Source organism: Pontivivens insulae (assembly GCF_900302495.1).
Taxonomy (GTDB): domain Bacteria; phylum Pseudomonadota; class Alphaproteobacteria; order Rhodobacterales; family Rhodobacteraceae; genus Pontivivens; species Pontivivens insulae.
The window spans coordinates 944,975-962,099 of record NZ_OMKW01000001.1; the positions used below are offsets into that span (position 1 = coordinate 944,975).

Consider the following 17,125-nt stretch of genomic DNA (forward strand, 5'->3'; position numbering starts at 1 on the left):
GCGTATGAGCCGCAAACGTCTGCTCGCAATTCTGGCGGCGGTTGCGGGCTCCCTTCTGGTCCTGCTGGTGCTCTATGTGCGCACTGGACGATTGAGCTTCGGTGCGATCGAGGTCTGGGGATTTGCGACCGCAACCATGCTGCTTGCAGCCTTTCACTTTACCAAACCCCCACGGGATGGAGGTCGCGAATGACGCGCGCAGCTCTGATCAACGGTCGCACCATCGCGGCTGAGATGCACACTCGGATAAAGGCGGAGGCCGATGCGTTGACAGCCAAGGGTTGGGCCCCGCGCCTCGTTTCTGTCAGTGTCGGAGATACTGCTGCCGCGGACATCTATGTCCGAAATCAGAAGCGAAATGCCGAAGCGGCGGGCGTCGCATTCGAGGAGCGCCGCTTTGACGAAAAAATCTCGCTGGAGCAGCTGACTGGCGTGCTCGCCGGTCTCAACGCAGATCCGCGCGTAAATGGGATCATCATCCAACGTCCGCTGCCCGCGCATATTCCGGTGAAGGCCCTGCAGAAGGCCGTTCACCCGCTTAAGGATGTTGAGGGGATGCATCCCTCGTCGATTGGCAACATCGTCTATAACGATTTGGCGCTGGGCCCGTGCACGGCTGTTGCCGCCGTTGAAATCCTCAAGACCCTGCCGCTGAAGCTGGAGGGGCTCGACGTCACCGTCATCGGCCATTCAGAGATCGTGGGAAAGCCGATTGCCTTCCTTCTGATGGGGCTGGGGGCGACAGTTACAGTCTGTCACCATATGACCCGTTCGGTCGCCATGCATTCTCGTGCCGCGGATGCTGTGTTCGTGGCTGTCGGCAAGCCGGGGCTGGTGACGGGCGATATGCTTAAGCCGGGCGCGGCGCTGATCGACATCGGGATCAATCGGGTCGAGACGCTGGACGGGCCGCGCACTGTAGGCGATGCCGATATGGAAAGCTGTGCTGAGGTCGCCGGGTGGCTGACGCCCGTACCCGGCGGTGTCGGGCCTGTCACGGTGGCGGTTTTGATGCAGAACGCGGTCGCCGCAACACGGATGCAAATGGAACACTATGCCAACGCCTATATGGCCGAAGGCGCTTAACGATAAGGGGAACGCCATGAGCGCGAAAATCATCGACGGGAAAGCCTTCGCAGCAAATGTGCGTGGGAAGGTGGCGGATCACGTTGCTCACCTCAAAGAGGTGAACGGCATCACACCCGGCCTCGCCGTGGTGCTGGTCGGGGAGGATCCGGCAAGCCAGGTCTATGTCCGCAACAAGGGCAAGCAGACCGTCGAAGTTGGCATGAACTCCATTGAGCACAAGCTGGACGCGAGCACGTCTGAGGCAGATCTTCTGGCGTTGATTGACCAACTCAACAACGACCCTGAGGTGCATGGCATCCTTTGCCAACTGCCGGTTCCTGACCATATTGATGCGGATAAGGTTCTGGCAGCGATCAGCCCGGCGAAGGATGTCGATGGCTTCCACATCTCGAATGTTGGCCTTCTGGGGACTGGACAGAAAGCGATGGTCCCCTGCACACCGCTTGGCTGTCTGATGATGCTGCGCGAGGAGCATGGCTCTCTATCAGGTCTCAATGCCGTGGTCGTTGGCCGCTCGAACATTGTGGGCAAGCCGATGGCCCAACTTCTGCTGCGTGACAGTGCGACAGTGACCATTGCTCACTCTCGCACAAAGGATATCGAGGAAGTCTGTCGCCGAGCCGACATCCTCGTCGCGGCTGTTGGCCGTCCAGAGATGATCACCGGTGATTGGGTCAAGCCTGGCGCAACCGTCATCGACGTCGGTATCAACCGGATTCCGAACGGAGAGAAAACCAAACTTGTTGGTGATGTCCATTTTGACAGCGCGGTCGAGGTTGCCGGTGCCATCACACCAGTCCCCGGCGGCGTCGGTCCAATGACCATCGCCTGTTTGTTGGCCAACACGGTTACCGCCTGTTGCCGCGCGCATGGATTGGAAGAGCCAGAAGGCCTTACGGCCTAAGACAGTGCATGGGTATTTGAGCCAATCCGAAGCTGGTTTCGGATTGGCATAAATACCCCAGTTCAGCCGTCCAATATCATCATCGTTCCGAGCAGTCGTGCGACCTGACGGTTCTGATCATCGAAGACATCAGTTTCCACCGTCGAAACGCGGCGACCTGCGCGCAGGACACGGCCATTCGCCACCAACTGTGTGCCTTGTGCCGGCGCCATCAGATTGATCTTCATTTCAACGGTTAGAACCGACTGATCGGCACCGATGAGGGTTTGCGCCGCGAACCCAGCCGCGCTGTCGCCGATTGCGAATGTGAGGCCAGCATGTCCATAGCCATGTTGCTGGCTCACGGCAGGGCTGATCGGAGCCTTAATCTCAAACAGGCCTGGCGCGATGGCGCTGATCGATGCCCCGAACGTCTGCATGAGGCCCTGGCGGTTGAACGCGGCCCGGCAGGCAGCCTCGAATTGGGGGTTGCGAGGGATCATGCAACGAGCCTTAGCGGTATGGCATGCTGTGGCGCGCGGGTCAGGCGCACGCAAGCCTCTGGCATCATGAGGTTGCTCACGGCCGGGTCGGACACCTTCAATCCGCCGGTATAGGCCCCGAAGGCGGGGAGGATCAGCCGCGTCGCGTCACTGAGAAAACAGGCGGAACTGACCCGCCGTCCGCGCAGGGTCAGACTGGCCTTGGGGTGATAGTGGCCCGAAACCTCTCCGGGTGGCGTGCCCGGTTCTGCGACATGGCGGAAGGTCAGGCTGTTGATACTCGCCTCGAACAGATGTTCCCCGCCCAGATCGGTGGGGCCGGGATCGTGGTTGCCCTCGATCCAGATCCAGCGCCGACCGGCCATCAGCGTTAGAAGATGGCGCCGCGCCGCTTCGGCCAGCCTGTCGAGCGCGTCCAGGTCGTCGAAACTGTCGCCAAGACAGATTACCGTCGCCGGATCGTGGCGCGCGATCTCGGCGGAGAGGCGATCCAGCGTCTCCCGCGTGTCATAAGGCGGCAAGAGCGCGCCGCCGCGCCGCGCGATCCGCTCGGACTTGCCCAGATGCAGATCGGAGACGCAGAGCAGCCGCTCCGCCGCCCAATAGAGGGCGCCGCTTTCAAGCGCGTCCAGATCGGCAGTATGGAATCTGAAAGGGGCCATGGCCGATACAAAGCAGGAACATCAAGGTTTTGTAAAGGTCTCCCGCAAGAGTTCGGGCAGGGCGGTGACGGACGGAAGGCGGTGTAGGCGCGGATGATCCGGCAGGGGAGCATCCTCATGCGCCCAGGTCGTCTCATAGGGGATGTGAACAGCGTTTGCGCCTGCCTCCAGCGCCGGAAGAATGTCAGAACGCGGGGAGTTGCCGATCATCATCGCCGGTCGATCGCCGAAGAGGCGGCGGTAGGTGCCTGCGGATTTTTCGCTCACGATATGTACCTGGGTGAAGTGCTCGCCTAGGCCGGAGGCGGCAACCTTACGCTCTTGATCGAATAGGTCGCCCTTGGTGATGATCCAGAGGGTGTGGCTGGCCGACAGGCTTTCAATCGTTTCCTCCACCCCGGGAAGCAGATCGACTGGATGGGCCAACATCTCTCGCCCCAGATGCAGCAGGTCGGCAAGCAGGGGCTGTGGCACACGTTGCTCGGTCACCTCTAACGCCGTCTCGATCATTGAGAGTGTGAAGCCCTTCACGCCGTAGCCGTAAAGCGCGAGGTTGCGTTTCTCCGTCGCGGCCAATCGCTGCGCGAGATTGCTGCCCTCGCAATAAGGGGCCAGCAGGTCGGCAAACCGCGCTTCAGTCATCTGAAAGACGCTCTCATTGTGCCAAAGCGTGTCGTCCGCATCGAAGGCCAGGATCATTGCGTCTTAACCTTACCAGAGCGTCTAACCATTCGTTCCGATCCCCGCTTCGGTCAGCACGGCGGCGATATCCTCGTCGAGCAGCCGCCGTTCGGCCTCACCCTTCACCGGAACGCGACCGACCTCAAGGATCAGTGGGGCGGAGAGCGGGGTGACATGCGGTGCCTCGACGTGATCGACGCGGCCGCGCACCCGGCCCAGAAATTCCTCAATCCGGTCGAAATCGACGAGGCCGCGCATCGCCTCATCCCGCGTGATCTCCAGCATCAGGTGATCTGGGTCGTAGCGGCGCAGCGTGTCGTACAGAATGTCGGTGGAGAAGGTCGCCTGTTTGCCGGATTTGCGCTGCCCCGGCTGGTTCTGGGAGATCAGTCCGGCCACCCGCGCGGGAATGCGGAAGGTCCGCTTCATGACCATGTTCTCGGCAAACCAGGTATCGAGCGCGGCGCGAAGATCCTGGCCATCAATCAGCTTCTCGGGAGTGTCTAGCGGATCGAGCGACCAGATCATCAGTGCGTAGTCATTGGCCACGAAGCCCAGCGGGCCATACCCAGCTTCCTCCATGCGCCGTGTCAGGATAATGCCAAGTGTTTGGTGTGCGTTGCGCCCGGCGAAGGCATAGAAGACCGCGTAATTTTGCGGTCCGCGCGGAAAGGTCTCGACCAGCAGGCGCTCGGCCACAGGCATTCGACTGATCCGCGTTTGCAGGTCCAGCCACTCGGCGGTGTGGGTGGGCAGTTTCGTCCACTCTTCCCGGTTGTTCAGGAAGTCGAGGACGCGATGGGCCAGCTTCGTCGTCATGGCCAGTTTGGTGCCACCGAAGGTCGCGATGCGTGGTTCCTTCCCGCTTGTGGCCGAGACTTGCACCGTCATCTCGCGCAGGCCTTCGTATTTCACGACCTGTCCGCCGATCAGAAAGGTGTCGCCGGGGACAAGCGTGCTGGCAAACCCTTCCTCGATCTCACCCAGCATCTTCCCGCGCCGATAGGCGACCTTGAGGTTGTTGTAGTCGAGGATGGTGCCGACATTCATGCGCAGGTCGCGCGCCGCGCGCGGATCGCGCAAATGCCAGAGGCCGTCCCGCTCCACAAGCCGTTGATAGCGGTCATAGGCGCGCAGGGCGTAGCCACCCGTTGCGCAGTAGTCGAGGCACCGCTCGAAGCCCGCGCGGGAGAGGCGGGCATAGGGCTGCGCGCGCTTCACCTCGTGATAGAGCGCGTCAGCGTCGAACGGAGCCGCGCAAGCGGTCAGCAGGATATGCTGGCACAACACGTCAAGCGGGCCATCAGGCCGCGGGTCACCGTCGAGATCGGCCTCCACCACGGCGTCGAGCGCCACCTGACACTCGATGATCTCGAACTGATTGGCGGGGACCAGTAGCGCCTTAGAGGGTGCGTTGTAGCGATGGTTCGCCCGCCCGATCCGCTGCACGAGACGTTTGACGTTCTTCGGCGCGCCCACTTGGATGACGAGGTCCACATCCCCCCAGTCGATGCCGAGGTCGAGCGAGCCTGTTGCGACCACAGCGCGCAGGTGGCCCGCGGCCATCGCGCCCTCAACCTTTTGCCGCGCCTCTCGGCTGAGAGAGCCATGATGCAGGCCGATGGGCAGGTTTTCCTCATTCTCCGCCCACAACGCTTGGAAGAAGAGTTCGGACTGCGCGCGGGTGTTGATGAAGATGATGGTGGTCTTGTGCCGTCGCACCTGATCCATGACATCGCGCGCCGCATGCCGTCCGCCTTGTCCGAACCACGGCGCGGGCAGCTCGGCCTTGAGCATTGCGATATCAGCGGGCGGGCCGGGATCAGCCTCGACCACATGGGTCCCTTCGCCAAGGAACCGGGCGAGTGCGCTCGGGTCCTCCACCGTCGCGCTCAGTCCCGTACGGCGCAGATCGGTAGAGAAGGCGGCAACGCGTTCCACGCAAAGCGAAAGCTGATCGCCCCGTTTGCTCTCAGCCAGCGCGTGGATCTCATCGAGCACGATCCGGCGTACGCCGCCAAAGATCTTGGGTGCCTCAGGATAGGAGAGCATGAGCGCGAGGCTCTCGGGCGTCGTCAGTAGCATGTCGGGCGGATCGACGCGCTGGCGCTGGCGGGTGGATTGCTTGGTATCGCCCGTCCGATCCTCGATACGCAGGTCGAGCCCCATTTCCCGTACCGGGCGATCAAGATTGCGGCGGATGTCTGCGGCCAACGCTTTTAGTGGGCTGACATAGATCGTGTGGACTGATCCCGGCGTGCGGTTTCCGTCATAGAGATCGACCAAACTTGGCAAAAAACCGGCTAAAGTCTTTCCCCCGCCTGTCGGCGCAATCAGCAATGTCGATGGGCCAGTCGCCGTCAGCAGGGCCAACTGATGTGGGTGGGGAGACCAGCCCTGCTGTGCGAACCACTCGGTGAAAATATCGGGGAGCGTCATGGCCCGGAACCTAGTCCAGAGGCTTCAAGTTGCGAATGGTGCGGATCAATTCTTGTGCAAGAGTGGTGTCTGCATCCGTCGGCGCGCCGTCGATGGCGGCCGCAACGTCCTTTGCCAAAATCCCGATCGTGTTCTCGTCGGCAAAGCCGTCACGCGCGAATTCGATGCTCTCAAATCCAGACCCGAACCACGTCTGGCCAGAACTGTTGTGCATCAGCGCCAACAGTTTCTCGCGATCCATCCCATGCGCGTCTGCCCAAGCAAGTGCCGTTCGGGTCGCGGCTGTTGAGCTTGCCGCAACAAGATTGTTCAGGACTTTGGCCGCCATGCCAGCACCGAAAGGGCCCATATGATGGAAGTGGCTGCCCATTATATCCAGAAGCGGCTGGATCGCCGCGATGGCCTTCACCTCGCCTCCCAGCATGAAAGAGAGCCGGGCTTCCTCAGCCGCGATAGCAGCGCCACTCATCGGGGCGTCGATCAGAGTGATGTGCGATGGCACGCGCTCACGCAGCTGCCGCACATATTTGGGTGACAATGTCGAGCAGATCACAAGCGTGCGCATTGCGGGAAGGGACGCAACACGCTGTACATCGAAGAGAAGAGCGTCCGTTTCATCCTGATCGCGGACGACGGTGAAGATGGTCTCTCGATCGTCAAGTGCCGACAATGTCGCCATGAACGGCCACGGCTTTTCAGCCACATCGAAGCCGACGACATCCACACCGGAACGATGTAGAGCCGCCGCCATTGGGCCGCCCATACGTCCGCATCCGCAGACCGCGACCTTCATTCGAACTTGGGTGCCCGCTTTTGCATATTGGCCATGACCGCCTCCATCTGGTGCGGTTTGCCGATCAGATCCGCCTGCAGGCGGGACTCCGCCATCAGGACCGCATCCTCATCTGCCGTTTCAGCGATGGCGGAAAGTGCTTTTGCTGTCCGTACTGCACTGGGTGACTTCGTCGCGATGTCTTGCGCCAATGCCTGTGCGCGCGTCAGTGGATCCTCAGCAAGCTCGGTTACCAGTCCCCAGCTTAGCGCCTGTTCGGCCTCAAAGACTTCACCGGTGTAAATCAGGCGGCGCATGACGTCGCCGGGCATCAAACGGGGCAGCAAGACCATTCCGCCCATGTCCGGTACGAGCCCCCACTTCATCTCCATGATGCTCATGCGTGTGCCGGGGGCTGCAACGCGAATATCGGCCCCTAATGCGATCTGAAGGCCGCCTCCGAAGCAGGTGTGATGTAGGGCGGCAATGACGGGCATCGGCAAGTCACGCCAGACCAGCGCAACCTGCTGATAGAGGTTTGTGCGACCGTGCGTGCGGTCGAGCAATGCGGCCGGATTGGCACCGACGCTTGCGAAACTGGCCACGTCCAGACCGGCACAAAACGCCCGTCCCTCTCCTGCCAGAACGACTGCGCGTACATCGTCGCGGTTCACCTGCTCGCCAGCCAGTGCGATGGCGTCCAGCATCGCAGGGTCCAATGCATTCATCTTGTCGCCTCGGGTCAATGTGACATGGGCGATGTGATCACTGATTTCGACGGAGACGCGGCTCATCCTGTTCCTTTCGCGGAGCTGTCTTCCGCATCGACGTAGAGGTTTTCCCAGGCTCTTTCGATCAGCGGAATGCTCATCTGGCGTTCCATGCCTTCATAATCGCAAATAGACTGCATCTGGCTGAGCAGGAAGGGCGCGTGATAGGCCGCGAAAGGGCCTTGCGGACTGGGATAGAGATTGTTGAGCAGGTGCCCGACGACATCCTCTCGCGGGGTGATCCCCATCTTGCGTGAGATCAGCACGAACATCTTGAGGAAATCACTCTGTGACGGGCGATCGATCTTGATCTTGTAGTAGATCCGCCGCAAAGCCGCCCCATCGAACAGTTCTGTCGGAGCAAAGTTGGTCGAGAAGATCACCAAGGTGTCAAAGGGTACCGTAAACTTTTGCCCTGACTGAAGGCTCAGCAAATCGTAGCGCTGCTCGATTGGAACGATCCATCGGTTCATCAGGGCTTGCGCGCTTTCCCGCTGGCGTCCCAAATCGTCGACGATGAACACGCCGCCGGTCGCTTTCAACTGAAGCGGTGCCTGATAGGTTCTGCTGACAGGGTTGTAGCCCAGATCGAGCATATCGAGGGTCAATTCACCCCCCGTGATCACCGAAGGACGCTTGCAGCGCACATAACGTCGATCATAAGGCGCGGCCCGGCGAAGCGCGTTCGGATCCTCAACCTCTTCAGATACAACGCGGTGCACGAGTGGATCGAACACCGAAATGACCTGTCCGAATGCCACAACTGTGCGCGGGATATAGACTTCATCCCCCAGCGCATCGCGGATCGCCTCAGACAGCACCGATTTTCCGTTGCCCGGCGGGCCATAGAACAGGATTGACCGCCCGGAATTGACCGCCGGGCCAAGCTTGTCGAGCAGTCCGTTGGGCATCACCAGATGGTTGGACGCGGCCTCCAGCTGCGGACGCAGGATCGGTTGGCCCTGCATCGTCTGGCGGCGGGTCTGCTCTTCAAAACCTTCGAGACTGACGGGGAAAGCCCCGTAATATTCTGATTGTGTGAGTGCGTCCTGCGCCCGCGTCCGTCCACCGTCAGTCAGCTGATAACGCAACTCGGCGGCAGTGGAGGCACCCCGGTTGCCCAGCGTTTCGATCAACCCTTCCTGACGGCACATGTCGATAAGTGTTTCGATGACCGGTGCTACGACAGCGCATGTCGTTGCCATCTCCATCGTCGTGCTCAGGTTCATCCTGAAGATGGTTTTGAGCAGCAAATCACGGGCAAAGGTGGGATCGATGCCCAATCCGTCCAGTCGGATCGGGGCTACGGGTGCGGGAACCGGCATCAGATGCTCCGCGTGATAAGATAGAAAATCAGGCTGGCGGACAGGGCGAGCCCATAGGGAAACACACCTTTGACCTTCCAGCTCTGCCATTCTGGCGCAAGGTTTCGCAGCGCCGGGATATTCTTGACGATGATGTGCGCCAAAAGTCCCGCAAGCGCGATCAGGCCCAGATTGCGGAAAAAGAAGGTCGCATCGCCCAGATCGACGAACAGAACCATTGTGCTTGCAAATTTCACGTCACCGGCGCTCACGGCGCCCGTCAGGTAGAAGATGAACAGGATCACAAAGAGGCCCACGGCAAACAGCACCTGCCGCAGGATTTCGGACCATTCCAGAAGGAAAGGAGCGGTGACGGCGAAGATCACGATCATTGCAATCGAGACCAGATTGGGGATCCGCATCTGGCTGAGATCTTTCCACATCGTGATCAGGCAGGGGATCAGCGTCAGCGCAAGATAGATTTGGGCGGTTGCAGCACTCATCGGTCAACCTGTGTATCGAGACCGGCCAGCTTGTCCGCTGCGGCTGGGAAGAATTGTGGATGCGTCTCTACGGCCAATTCAAGCAAGCCTCGCGCGATGTCATCCTCGCCCTGACGCAGGGCAACAACAGCGAGATTGTGATAGATTTGTGCGCGCTCAATCTCTGTCAGCGGAACAACGGGGATCGAATAATTGCCCTGCAAACCGCGCGCGAGGGCAAGGTTGTTCTTGGCTTCAAAGAGCGTCGCATCAAAGCGGACCGCCTCAGAGAAGTTGCGAATGGCCCCGTCCAGATCACCGCGCGACATCTTCGAAATGCCCCAATTGTTCAGCACCGAGGCTGGCGCAGAGGTCAGCCCGCGTGCAGAGGCATAGAAACGATCCGCGATGTCCCAGTTCTGACCATTATCCGCGATCAGGGCATTGAGCAGGTTCCAGCGGTAGTTGTCATTGGCCTGACCCAGCAGGCTCAACTGTGCCTCGGCACGGTTCCATTCATTCAGCCGGATCAGGCTTTCAGCATAGCGCAGGCGATCACCCGGTTGCAGGTCACCCTGTTCATCCAACCGTTCAAAGGCGATCGTCGCTTCTTCATGACGCCCCGCGCGCGACAGTGAGACCGCATAGCCGCGCTGGAAGTCGACCCGCTCAGGCGACTCCGTCAGGGAGTTGCGAAAGAACTCCACCGCCGCGTCAGCGTCTCCGCTCGCCAGAACCACATTTGCCAGATTGGTGGAGTCGATCACATCGACCGCGTTGACGTCCCCTTCTGCGGGGCCGGATGCCTCACACCCCATCAGGATCGTGGCAGCCAGAATGAGGGCTCCCCCGGTTCGGATGATCATCGCGTTCCCCTCATTCGCTCTGTTCTTCAAGACGATACCGCCCAGAACCTTGGCGTACTAGTACGAATTCGCCGATCATCTCATCTGGTTGCGCATCGAACTGGAGCAGAGCCTCCGCCCGCTCAATGTTGCGCCGAACAACCGAATTGCGCCCACGTGCCAACCGATCAGCCGTGCGGAACGCATCAAGGGCAGGGAAGGGGTCATTGAGGCTCATCTGGACAACGCCCAAATTGTTCCACGCGGTGACGGAGCGGGGATCGGCGGTAACAGCACTTTCGAGCGTGCGGCGCGCGCGCCAAACTCTGCCGAGGCGGGCATTGGCAGAGCCGACAGCCAACAAGATTTCCGCTGTCTGCTCGGGACGTGCCACTCCGAAGGCACGTGTGTAAGCACGAAGAGCCAGTTCATACTGACCTGCTGCCATCATACGATGGCCAACTGTCAGCTGGTCAGGCAATGCATCATTCTGCACGGCGCTGGCCCGAAACTCGCCTTCAAGCGGGGTGAGCGCGGGAAGGTCCGGCTCCGCACATCCCAGCACCAGGCCGAGCGCCAGAACGGATGTCGACTTAGCCCCCGCCAAGCGACTGCGAGATTTCGTACATGGAAGGCCCGACAAGGATGATGAGCAGTGGGGGCACGGTGAACAGCATCGTGCCCAGCGTCATCTTGGTGGGCAGGGTGTTGGCCTTTTCTTCGGCCCGCATCACGCGCTTGTCGCGCATTTCTGACCCATAGACGCGCAATGCAGACGCAATGGAGGTACCGAAGCTTGCAGACTGGATCAGCACTGTCACAAAGCTGGAAACGTCGTTGACCCCACAACGTTCTGCCATGTCCCTCAGCACGGTGACCCGGTCTTTACCTGCTCGTATTTCATTGGCGACGATCTCAAATTCTTCGGCAAGCACAGGGTATCCAACCCGAATTTCCGTCGCGACCCGCAAGATCGCCTGATCAAGCGATTGGCCCGCTTCCACACAGACGAGCATCAGGTCCAGTGCGTCAGGGAATGCTGTCGTGATTTCTTCCTGCCGTTCCTGAAGGCGACGCGTCACCCAGTAATCCGGGCCGTAATATCCAATCAGACCGGGAAAACCGACGGTCATCACCATCTTCATGATGTCTTGCTGCTCACCCTTGGTGACCAGGTAGAAGATCAGGCCAACGCCCAACAAGCCGAGGCCGAGCGCGACCCGCAAGAAATAGAAAGAGGACACTGCCGAGCGTGAACGGTAGCCTGCGCGGGTCAGCTTCAGGCGAATTTCAGAGAACTGCTTTTGATCCTGTGGCTCAAGGTACGGTGCCAGAGAGGCCAGTCCGGTGTTGGACTCTGCGCGCAGCTTCAGCCCATTATTTTGTGGGACTTTCTCAACAGGTTGCTCTGGCTGACGACCGGCGCCGCCCTCCTCATTTAAACGATCAAGGGGATCGGGCGGACGGCGCAGCGCCAGGGGGGCCGCCAGTGCGACCATCAGCAGGAATGCGGCCACGGAGGCATAGAGCGGGCCCAACGGGCCAAACGCCGCCTCTAGAAAATCATAAGCCCCCTGAAGGCGGCCGAAGACGATATCGGTCCAGGTCATACTTTAATATTCACCATCGCACGCATGTAGATGATGTTCACGACGAGCATGATCCCCACAACGATCATCGCCGGGATGAACAGAGAGGTTTCCTCGACATCATCATAGTAATTCGGTTCCACCAACTGGATCATGATGATCGCGAGCAGCGGGAACATCGACAGGAACCAGCCAGACCATTTTGCTTCGGCAGTGATCGCTTTCACGCGCCGGAACAGCTTGAAGCGTGAGCGGATCACGACAGCCAGACCGGCAAGAACTTCTGCCAGATTACCGCCGGATTGGGATTGAATGTTCACGGCCACCGCCAGAAATCGCAAATCCTGAACCGAGATACGTTCAGCCAGCCGGTTAAGGCTCTCCGTGATCTCCATGCCATAAGTTGCCTCGTCGGCGATGATCCCGAACTCCGTCCCGAGGGGGTCCGGCATCTCTTGCGCGACAATTGAGACAGAGGAACTGAACGGATGGCCCACGCGCAGCGAGCGTACGATCAGCTCGACGGCGTCGGGCAGTTGTTCTTCGAACAGCTCCATGCGCGCCTTGGCCTTGTTGTTCAGCCACATGTAGAGGCCGCCATAGCCCATGATGAACGACACGCCGATGCGCAGAACGATGCCAGCGGACGAAAAAATGGTCATCGCCACGAAACACATGATGGCGAGTGTCGCCATCACCAGAACAAGTCCTCGCGGTGTGAATGCGATATTAGCCTGGGCTGCACGCTCGTAGAGTGGGGCGAGCACCGGAATTCCGGTATTCTTGCGATGCTGGTCCCGCTCCGCACGAAGCGTCTCCAGCACGTCCTCTGGGTCTTCGCCTTTCTCGAGCAGTTCCAGCCTGCGGTTGATCTTGCTCTCCAGCCGCACCGACTTGCCGAAGATCAACAGGTAGATACCCTCGACCATCAGCAGGACACCGACGAAGATCAGGGCATAGATGATCGGCTCAAAGCTCATATCAAATCAGTCCTTGGCCGGCGTGTAGATAGAGTTCGGCAGGCTGTAACCCCACTGGTCGAACCGCTCCGAGAAGGTAGATCGCAAGCCGGTTGCCGTGAAGTGGCCCATGATCTTGCCATTCTCTGCAAGGCCCGTGCGCTTGAAGCGGAAGATTTCCTGCATCGACACGATCTCCCCCTCCATCCCGGTGAGTTCTGTAATCGACAGCATCCGGCGAGAGCCGTCTTGGAGACGGGAAACCTGCACGAGCAAGTTAACCGCTGCAGCAATCTGTTGCCGACTTGCGGTCACCGGCATTTCTACGCCGGTCATCGCAATCATGTTTTCCAGACGGGACACGGCGTCGCGGGCAGAGTTTGCGTGGATCGTGGTCATGGATCCATCGTGACCTGTGTTCATAGCCTGCAACATGTCGATGACCTCGTCACCGCGCGTTTCACCGACGATGATGCGGTCGGGGCGCATCCGAAGCGCGTTGCGTAGAAGATCGCGCTGCGTGACTTCACCTTTGCCTTCAACGTTGGCTGGGCGGCTTTCCATCCGGCCAATGTGGATCTGCTGAAGCTGAAGTTCCGCGGTATCTTCGATCGTTACAATCCGCTCGGCATTGTCGATGAAGCTCGACAACGCGTTGAGCGTCGTCGTTTTACCTGAACCCGTACCGCCGGACACGATGATATTGAGGCGCGTGGAAACGGCCGCCTGCAGATAGGTCGCCATTTCTTCCGTAAAGGCGCCGAAATCCACCAGCTCATCAATCGAGAGTTTCTCTTTCGAGAATTTACGGATGGAGACCAGCGGACCATCAACCGCACAAGGTGGCACCAGCGCATTGAAACGTGAGCCGTCAGGCAAGCGCGCATCGACATATGGGTTCGATTCATCAACACGGCGGCCCACGGCCGAGACGATCTTATCGATCACGCGCAGCAGATGCTTTTCATCCTTGAAGACCGTATCAGTCAGTTGCAGCTTACCAGCCCGTTCGACAAAGACCTGTCGATGCGAGTTGACCAGAATATCGTTGACGGTCGGATCTTTCAGCAAAGGCTCAAGTGGCCCTAGGCCCGTAACTTCGTCATACAGGTCAGCGTTGAGCTGCTCTGTCTCCGAGCCGTTGAGCACCAGCCCCTGCTCACGAAGGCCTTCGCGCACGATGGCGCTGATCTCACGACGCAGATCGCCTTCACCCACCTTGTCGATGACGGCAAGGTTGAGGGTTTCCAACAGCTTGCGGTGCAGCTCCATTCGGATGTCGAGAAGGCGCGCACGGCGCTTGGCCTCACGCTCCCGCTCAGCTGCGTCGGGCGCAGGAGCAGCCGGGGCGATACGCGGAGACACTTCTTTGACAACTGCCGTTTCGGGCGCAGATTTTGCTGAAACGTCAGGCGTCTTTGGCTTTTCCAGCGAAGGAGACGGGGGAACAGGCTTAGGCGCTTGCCCTGGCTTTTGGTATCTCGAAAACACGCTGACCCCCCTCGTTACGCGTTACAAACCTGAGTTGCGTTGCTTCTCCGCCAACTCGGTCAATGTCTTGGCGACCTTGCGGATTTCCTTACGCAATGCATTGGATCCCGAATGCTCTGCCAGAGGCTCACCCTGGTCATTGGCACTCGTCACCGTCTTACCTCCATCAGGAAGAAGTACGTTGTATTCGATTCCAAGCGATTCCGCCATTCGCTTCACGCGTGTTTTCGCGCCCAGGTCCAGGCCACCTGGCGCGCGGTTCAGAATATATTGCAGTTTCTCGATTGGCAGGTCTTCGGATTTCAGCAACCGCAGGAATCGCAGCATGTTCTGGGCTGAACGCATGTCGATTTCCATAATAACGAAGTAGGCTTCGGCGGCAGAGAGCACCTCCGTGGACCAACTGACCAAGGCCTTGGGCATGTCGATCACAACGAAGTCATAGGAGGCACGCGCGATTTCAAGCAAAGCGCGCAGGTCCTCCGGTGCGATGACGTCATACGGCATGCTGTCGGGAGGTGCGGTCAGGACATCAAGTTTTTGCTTGTAGTTGCTCATCGCGGACGAAAAGCTCTCTCGATCCTTGCCTTGCGGTTCAAGCATCAGTTCCGAACTCGCTTCACGCCGTGCGATGTCGAGTGAGGACGCGACCGAGCCGTATTGCAGATCGAGATCGAGGATGCAGACCTTGCGGTCTACCTTGCGGGGAGATTGCGCAAGTTCCCAAGCAAGATTTGTCGCGAATGTCGTGCCACCAACACCACCCGCGACACCATAGACCGGCAGGATCATTCCGCCCCGCCCGCGGGGTGCTGATGAGGTTGTGGCTTCCGCTTGAGCAGGTCTTTCGCGGAGCTTTGAGACCGTTTCACTGAAGACGCCCTCAGGCAAAGGGTAGGGCGTGAAATCATCTGCTCCAGAACGGATCAGCCGGTGCATCGCTGCCGGTGACACTTCGTCCAAAACCAGAAGCGCAAGCATATCTGCCGCCTTGGCCTGTTTGATCAGGTCAACGAACTGGTCAAGATTGTCTTCGTCCTCGCGCTGAACGGCAAGAATGACCGACTCAGACGTGTCTTCATCCAGTGCAGCGATAGCCTTGGAGGCCCCTGCCAGATCGGAGGAACTCCAAACCTCTGGATATTCCCCATCCATATCCTCGATCAAAAGATCGAATTCCTCGATATCACGAGCAATCACGAGCGACTCTGTCGCTTGCGCCTTCTTCGATCTCAAAACCATACTTGCCTCAGCCGCCCAGATCTTCCGCGACGATAACGGAGGTCATGGCAGGAACAACAAATTCGACCCTGCCATCATCGGTCTGGTCAATCGTCAGTTCCCCGATCTCCAGCGTCTCGGAGTTGCCGTCATCGGTCACGTTAAACGACCAAAGACGCATTATCGTGGGAAGAGATTGTTCAGAGATGCTGAGCGTTATCAAGGGCACATATGCACGTCCGGCCCGTCCGAGGCCCACATCTTCGTAGGTTACCGTGAGGTCCGTTGAGTCAAGCTGATACGCAAAACCATCGAGTGCGTCGTAGATTTCCATGAAGCGATCAAAATCACAGGTTGTCGGAACGCCACTTGTATTGTGCGGCGGGAACGATGCACCACTGCAGGAATAGGTTGGTATCGCTTCGCATGCGCCATCAAAACAGTCATCGCCGACGGAGGCTCCCGCGACGGTCGATCTCGTGATCCCCGATATGCCCTGAGCCGTTATGGAAACCAATTCGCTTGCGACCGGCACATTTACGGCTGCTGTACGAGAAGCAACCTCCAGACCTTTCTGCGCGCTCAACGACCAATGATAGGCGACAGCAACCTGAACGATTAGGAAGATCAGGAACATCAACGGCAAGAAGACGATAACGAATTCCATCGCCGCGGCGCCATTTTCGTCCCGGCGAAACTTATGAAAGACTGACCCCGTCATTGCGTTCTGGGCCATGTTTCGATGACCGTCATGATGATGGAGCGGTTCAGGTCCTCCTGATCCTCAGGCAAATCGGTTCGCGCCGTGAGCGTTTGAACAGTATTGCCCAGGTTGTCCAATGTGACGACGACATCCTGTTTCCGGCTTGCGAAGGCTTGGGCAAAGGTAAGCTGGACGCCATAACTCGCACTGACTGCAACCGCATCCTCCGTCGCCACAATCAACAACGCGTCGGCAATCAGCGCACCATCGTCGTAAGTTGCGGCATCTCCTGTAGCATCGTCGATGTAGAGCCCACTGCACCCGTCTGCTGTCACGCCATCGACACTGGCTGAAAACGGTGTCGCGCCGTAAATTGCCAAACGGTCTGTTACGATTGTCCGTGCGCGGCACACAAATGTTTCGGGAATCCCGCCGCTGACTTCATCAATTGGAGCACGCGAAAGGAAGCGGGCTGCATCACGAACGCCGATATCCATGGCGTTGCGAATGCGCATAGCTTCTCCGTACTGCTGAACGAACATCAGCACGGCAAGTAGGATCGGAAGCGTCACCACGAATTCGACCGTGATCGCCCCTCGATCACGACGCCAAAAGGAACGCATCCGATCAAAGGCTACTTTGAGCACCTTCGACCCCCCATGGATACAGTCTTATTTCCCCACCCTACTAGAGTACCATTAAATGAACGTGGGTAAAGATTTTTTCATGTTC

The 17,125-nt window shown here is 59.1% G+C and carries 19 protein-coding genes; 3 read left to right on the forward strand and 16 right to left on the reverse strand.

From position 1 onward, the window contains the following. The first annotated feature begins 4 nt into the window (after positions 1 to 4). Genes POI8812_RS04400 through folD form a run of 3 tightly spaced genes read left to right on the forward strand, consistent with a single transcriptional unit; the run spans position 5 to position 1,993 of the window. Positions 5 to 193 (forward strand): hypothetical protein, encoded by a 189-nt coding sequence (locus POI8812_RS04400; protein WP_108781279.1) that lies wholly within the window; start codon positions 5 to 7, stop codon positions 191 to 193. Further along, positions 190 to 1,086, forward strand: a complete 897-nt coding sequence (locus tag POI8812_RS04405; RefSeq protein WP_108781280.1) for a bifunctional 5,10-methylenetetrahydrofolate dehydrogenase/5,10-methenyltetrahydrofolate cyclohydrolase — start codon at positions 190 to 192, stop codon at positions 1,084 to 1,086. The genes POI8812_RS04400 and POI8812_RS04405 overlap by 4 nt, the downstream gene beginning before the upstream one ends. Positions 1,087 to 1,102: 16 nt before the next feature. After that, the gene (gene folD / locus POI8812_RS04410) at positions 1,103 to 1,993 is read left to right on the forward strand and encodes a bifunctional methylenetetrahydrofolate dehydrogenase/methenyltetrahydrofolate cyclohydrolase FolD (RefSeq protein WP_108781281.1); all 891 of its coding nucleotides are present in this window, start codon (positions 1,103 to 1,105) and stop codon (positions 1,991 to 1,993) included. A gap of 62 nt (positions 1,994 to 2,055) precedes the next feature. Here folD and POI8812_RS04415 read toward each other — a convergent pair whose 3' ends face one another. From POI8812_RS04415 to POI8812_RS04490, 16 genes are read right to left on the reverse strand one after another with little or no spacing between them, the layout of a single operon-like run. Then, complete coding sequence (locus POI8812_RS04415) at positions 2,056 to 2,475, reverse strand: PaaI family thioesterase (RefSeq protein WP_108781282.1); 420 nt, start codon at positions 2,473 to 2,475, stop codon at positions 2,056 to 2,058. Continuing rightward, positions 2,472 to 3,137 carry a ligase-associated DNA damage response endonuclease PdeM gene (gene pdeM / locus POI8812_RS04420; RefSeq protein WP_108781283.1) on the reverse strand — a complete coding sequence of 222 codons (666 nt, stop codon included), beginning with the start codon at positions 3,135 to 3,137 and terminating at the stop codon, positions 2,472 to 2,474. Before pdeM ends, POI8812_RS04415 begins: the two co-directional genes overlap by 4 nt. A gap of 21 nt (positions 3,138 to 3,158) precedes the next feature. Further along, positions 3,159 to 3,836, reverse strand: coding sequence for an HAD family hydrolase (locus POI8812_RS04425; protein WP_108781284.1), 678 nt, complete (start codon positions 3,834 to 3,836; stop codon positions 3,159 to 3,161). A gap of 24 nt (positions 3,837 to 3,860) precedes the next feature. Next, a complete protein-coding gene (locus POI8812_RS04430; protein ID WP_108781285.1) occupies positions 3,861 to 6,257 on the reverse strand; it encodes a ligase-associated DNA damage response DEXH box helicase in 2,397 nt (798 codons plus the stop codon). Between the two features lie 10 nt (positions 6,258 to 6,267). Further along, positions 6,268 to 7,050 carry an NAD(P)-dependent oxidoreductase gene (locus POI8812_RS04435; RefSeq protein ID WP_108781286.1) on the reverse strand — a complete coding sequence of 261 codons (783 nt, stop codon included), beginning with the start codon at positions 7,048 to 7,050 and terminating at the stop codon, positions 6,268 to 6,270. After that, positions 7,047 to 7,823 carry a crotonase/enoyl-CoA hydratase family protein gene (locus POI8812_RS04440; protein ID WP_108781287.1) on the reverse strand — a complete coding sequence of 259 codons (777 nt, stop codon included), beginning with the start codon at positions 7,821 to 7,823 and terminating at the stop codon, positions 7,047 to 7,049. The genes POI8812_RS04435 and POI8812_RS04440 overlap by 4 nt, the downstream gene beginning before the upstream one ends. Then, the gene (locus tag POI8812_RS04445; RefSeq protein ID WP_108781288.1) at positions 7,820 to 9,124 is read right to left on the reverse strand and encodes a DUF8689 domain-containing protein; all 1,305 of its coding nucleotides are present in this window, start codon (positions 9,122 to 9,124) and stop codon (positions 7,820 to 7,822) included. Before POI8812_RS04445 ends, POI8812_RS04440 begins: the two co-directional genes overlap by 4 nt. After that, the gene (locus POI8812_RS04450) at positions 9,124 to 9,606 is read right to left on the reverse strand and encodes a prepilin peptidase (RefSeq protein ID WP_108781289.1); all 483 of its coding nucleotides are present in this window, start codon (positions 9,604 to 9,606) and stop codon (positions 9,124 to 9,126) included. The genes POI8812_RS04445 and POI8812_RS04450 overlap by 1 nt, the downstream gene beginning before the upstream one ends. Beyond that, positions 9,603 to 10,451, reverse strand: a complete 849-nt coding sequence (locus POI8812_RS04455) for a tetratricopeptide repeat protein (protein ID WP_108781290.1) — start codon at positions 10,449 to 10,451, stop codon at positions 9,603 to 9,605. The genes POI8812_RS04450 and POI8812_RS04455 overlap by 4 nt, the downstream gene beginning before the upstream one ends. A 10-nt stretch (positions 10,452 to 10,461) precedes the next feature. Further along, entirely contained in the window at positions 10,462 to 11,037 is a 576-nt protein-coding gene (locus tag POI8812_RS04460) for a tetratricopeptide repeat protein (protein ID WP_108781291.1), read from the reverse strand. Beyond that, the gene (locus POI8812_RS04465; protein WP_108781292.1) at positions 11,024 to 12,040 is read right to left on the reverse strand and encodes a type II secretion system F family protein; all 1,017 of its coding nucleotides are present in this window, start codon (positions 12,038 to 12,040) and stop codon (positions 11,024 to 11,026) included. The genes POI8812_RS04460 and POI8812_RS04465 overlap by 14 nt, the downstream gene beginning before the upstream one ends. After that, positions 12,037 to 12,999, reverse strand: coding sequence for a type II secretion system F family protein (locus POI8812_RS04470; protein WP_108781293.1), 963 nt, complete (start codon positions 12,997 to 12,999; stop codon positions 12,037 to 12,039). Before POI8812_RS04470 ends, POI8812_RS04465 begins: the two co-directional genes overlap by 4 nt. 6 nt (positions 13,000 to 13,005) lie before the next feature. Further along, a complete protein-coding gene (locus tag POI8812_RS04475) occupies positions 13,006 to 14,469 on the reverse strand; it encodes a TadA family conjugal transfer-associated ATPase (RefSeq protein WP_108781294.1) in 1,464 nt (487 codons plus the stop codon). Between the two features lie 21 nt (positions 14,470 to 14,490). Then, positions 14,491 to 15,711 carry a CpaE/TadZ family protein gene (locus tag POI8812_RS04480; RefSeq protein ID WP_108781295.1) on the reverse strand — a complete coding sequence of 407 codons (1,221 nt, stop codon included), beginning with the start codon at positions 15,709 to 15,711 and terminating at the stop codon, positions 14,491 to 14,493. A gap of 7 nt (positions 15,712 to 15,718) precedes the next feature. Further along, on the reverse strand, positions 15,719 to 16,426 hold the full coding sequence (locus POI8812_RS04485) for a TadE/TadG family type IV pilus assembly protein (protein ID WP_108781296.1): 708 nt from the start codon (positions 16,424 to 16,426) through the stop codon (positions 15,719 to 15,721). Further along, on the reverse strand, positions 16,408 to 17,040 hold the full coding sequence (locus POI8812_RS04490) for a TadE/TadG family type IV pilus assembly protein (protein ID WP_146186118.1): 633 nt from the start codon (positions 17,038 to 17,040) through the stop codon (positions 16,408 to 16,410). Before POI8812_RS04490 ends, POI8812_RS04485 begins: the two co-directional genes overlap by 19 nt. Between the last annotated feature and the right edge of the window lie 85 nt (positions 17,041 to 17,125).

Bases quoted from the DNA above. Each gene is read 5' to 3' on its own strand.
- folD (WP_108781281.1), top strand. From the start codon at position 1,103: ATGAGCGCGAAAATCATCGACGGGAAAGCCTTCGCAGCAAATGTGCGT.
- pdeM (WP_108781283.1), bottom strand. From the start codon at position 3,137: ATGGCCCCTTTCAGATTCCATACTGCCGATCTGGACGCGCTTGAAAGC.
- POI8812_RS04470 (WP_108781293.1), bottom strand. From the start codon at position 12,999: ATGAGCTTTGAGCCGATCATCTATGCCCTGATCTTCGTCGGTGTCCTG.
- POI8812_RS04465 (WP_108781292.1), bottom strand. From the start codon at position 12,040: ATGACCTGGACCGATATCGTCTTCGGCCGCCTTCAGGGGGCTTATGAT.
- POI8812_RS04400 (WP_108781279.1), top strand. From the start codon at position 5: ATGAGCCGCAAACGTCTGCTCGCAATTCTGGCGGCGGTTGCGGGCTCC.
- POI8812_RS04415 (WP_108781282.1), bottom strand. From the start codon at position 2,475: ATGATCCCTCGCAACCCCCAATTCGAGGCTGCCTGCCGGGCCGCGTTC.
- POI8812_RS04435 (WP_108781286.1), bottom strand. From the start codon at position 7,050: ATGAAGGTCGCGGTCTGCGGATGCGGACGTATGGGCGGCCCAATGGCG.
- POI8812_RS04425 (WP_108781284.1), bottom strand. From the start codon at position 3,836: ATGATCCTGGCCTTCGATGCGGACGACACGCTTTGGCACAATGAGAGC.
- POI8812_RS04455 (WP_108781290.1), bottom strand. From the start codon at position 10,451: ATGATCATCCGAACCGGGGGAGCCCTCATTCTGGCTGCCACGATCCTG.
- POI8812_RS04430 (WP_108781285.1), bottom strand. From the start codon at position 6,257: ATGACGCTCCCCGATATTTTCACCGAGTGGTTCGCACAGCAGGGCTGG.
- POI8812_RS04485 (WP_108781296.1), bottom strand. From the start codon at position 16,426: ATGGCCCAGAACGCAATGACGGGGTCAGTCTTTCATAAGTTTCGCCGG.
- POI8812_RS04440 (WP_108781287.1), bottom strand. From the start codon at position 7,823: ATGAGCCGCGTCTCCGTCGAAATCAGTGATCACATCGCCCATGTCACA.
- POI8812_RS04405 (WP_108781280.1), top strand. From the start codon at position 190: ATGACGCGCGCAGCTCTGATCAACGGTCGCACCATCGCGGCTGAGATG.
- POI8812_RS04450 (WP_108781289.1), bottom strand. From the start codon at position 9,606: ATGAGTGCTGCAACCGCCCAAATCTATCTTGCGCTGACGCTGATCCCC.
- POI8812_RS04480 (WP_108781295.1), bottom strand. From the start codon at position 15,711: ATGGTTTTGAGATCGAAGAAGGCGCAAGCGACAGAGTCGCTCGTGATT.
- POI8812_RS04445 (WP_108781288.1), bottom strand. From the start codon at position 9,124: ATGCCGGTTCCCGCACCCGTAGCCCCGATCCGACTGGACGGATTGGGC.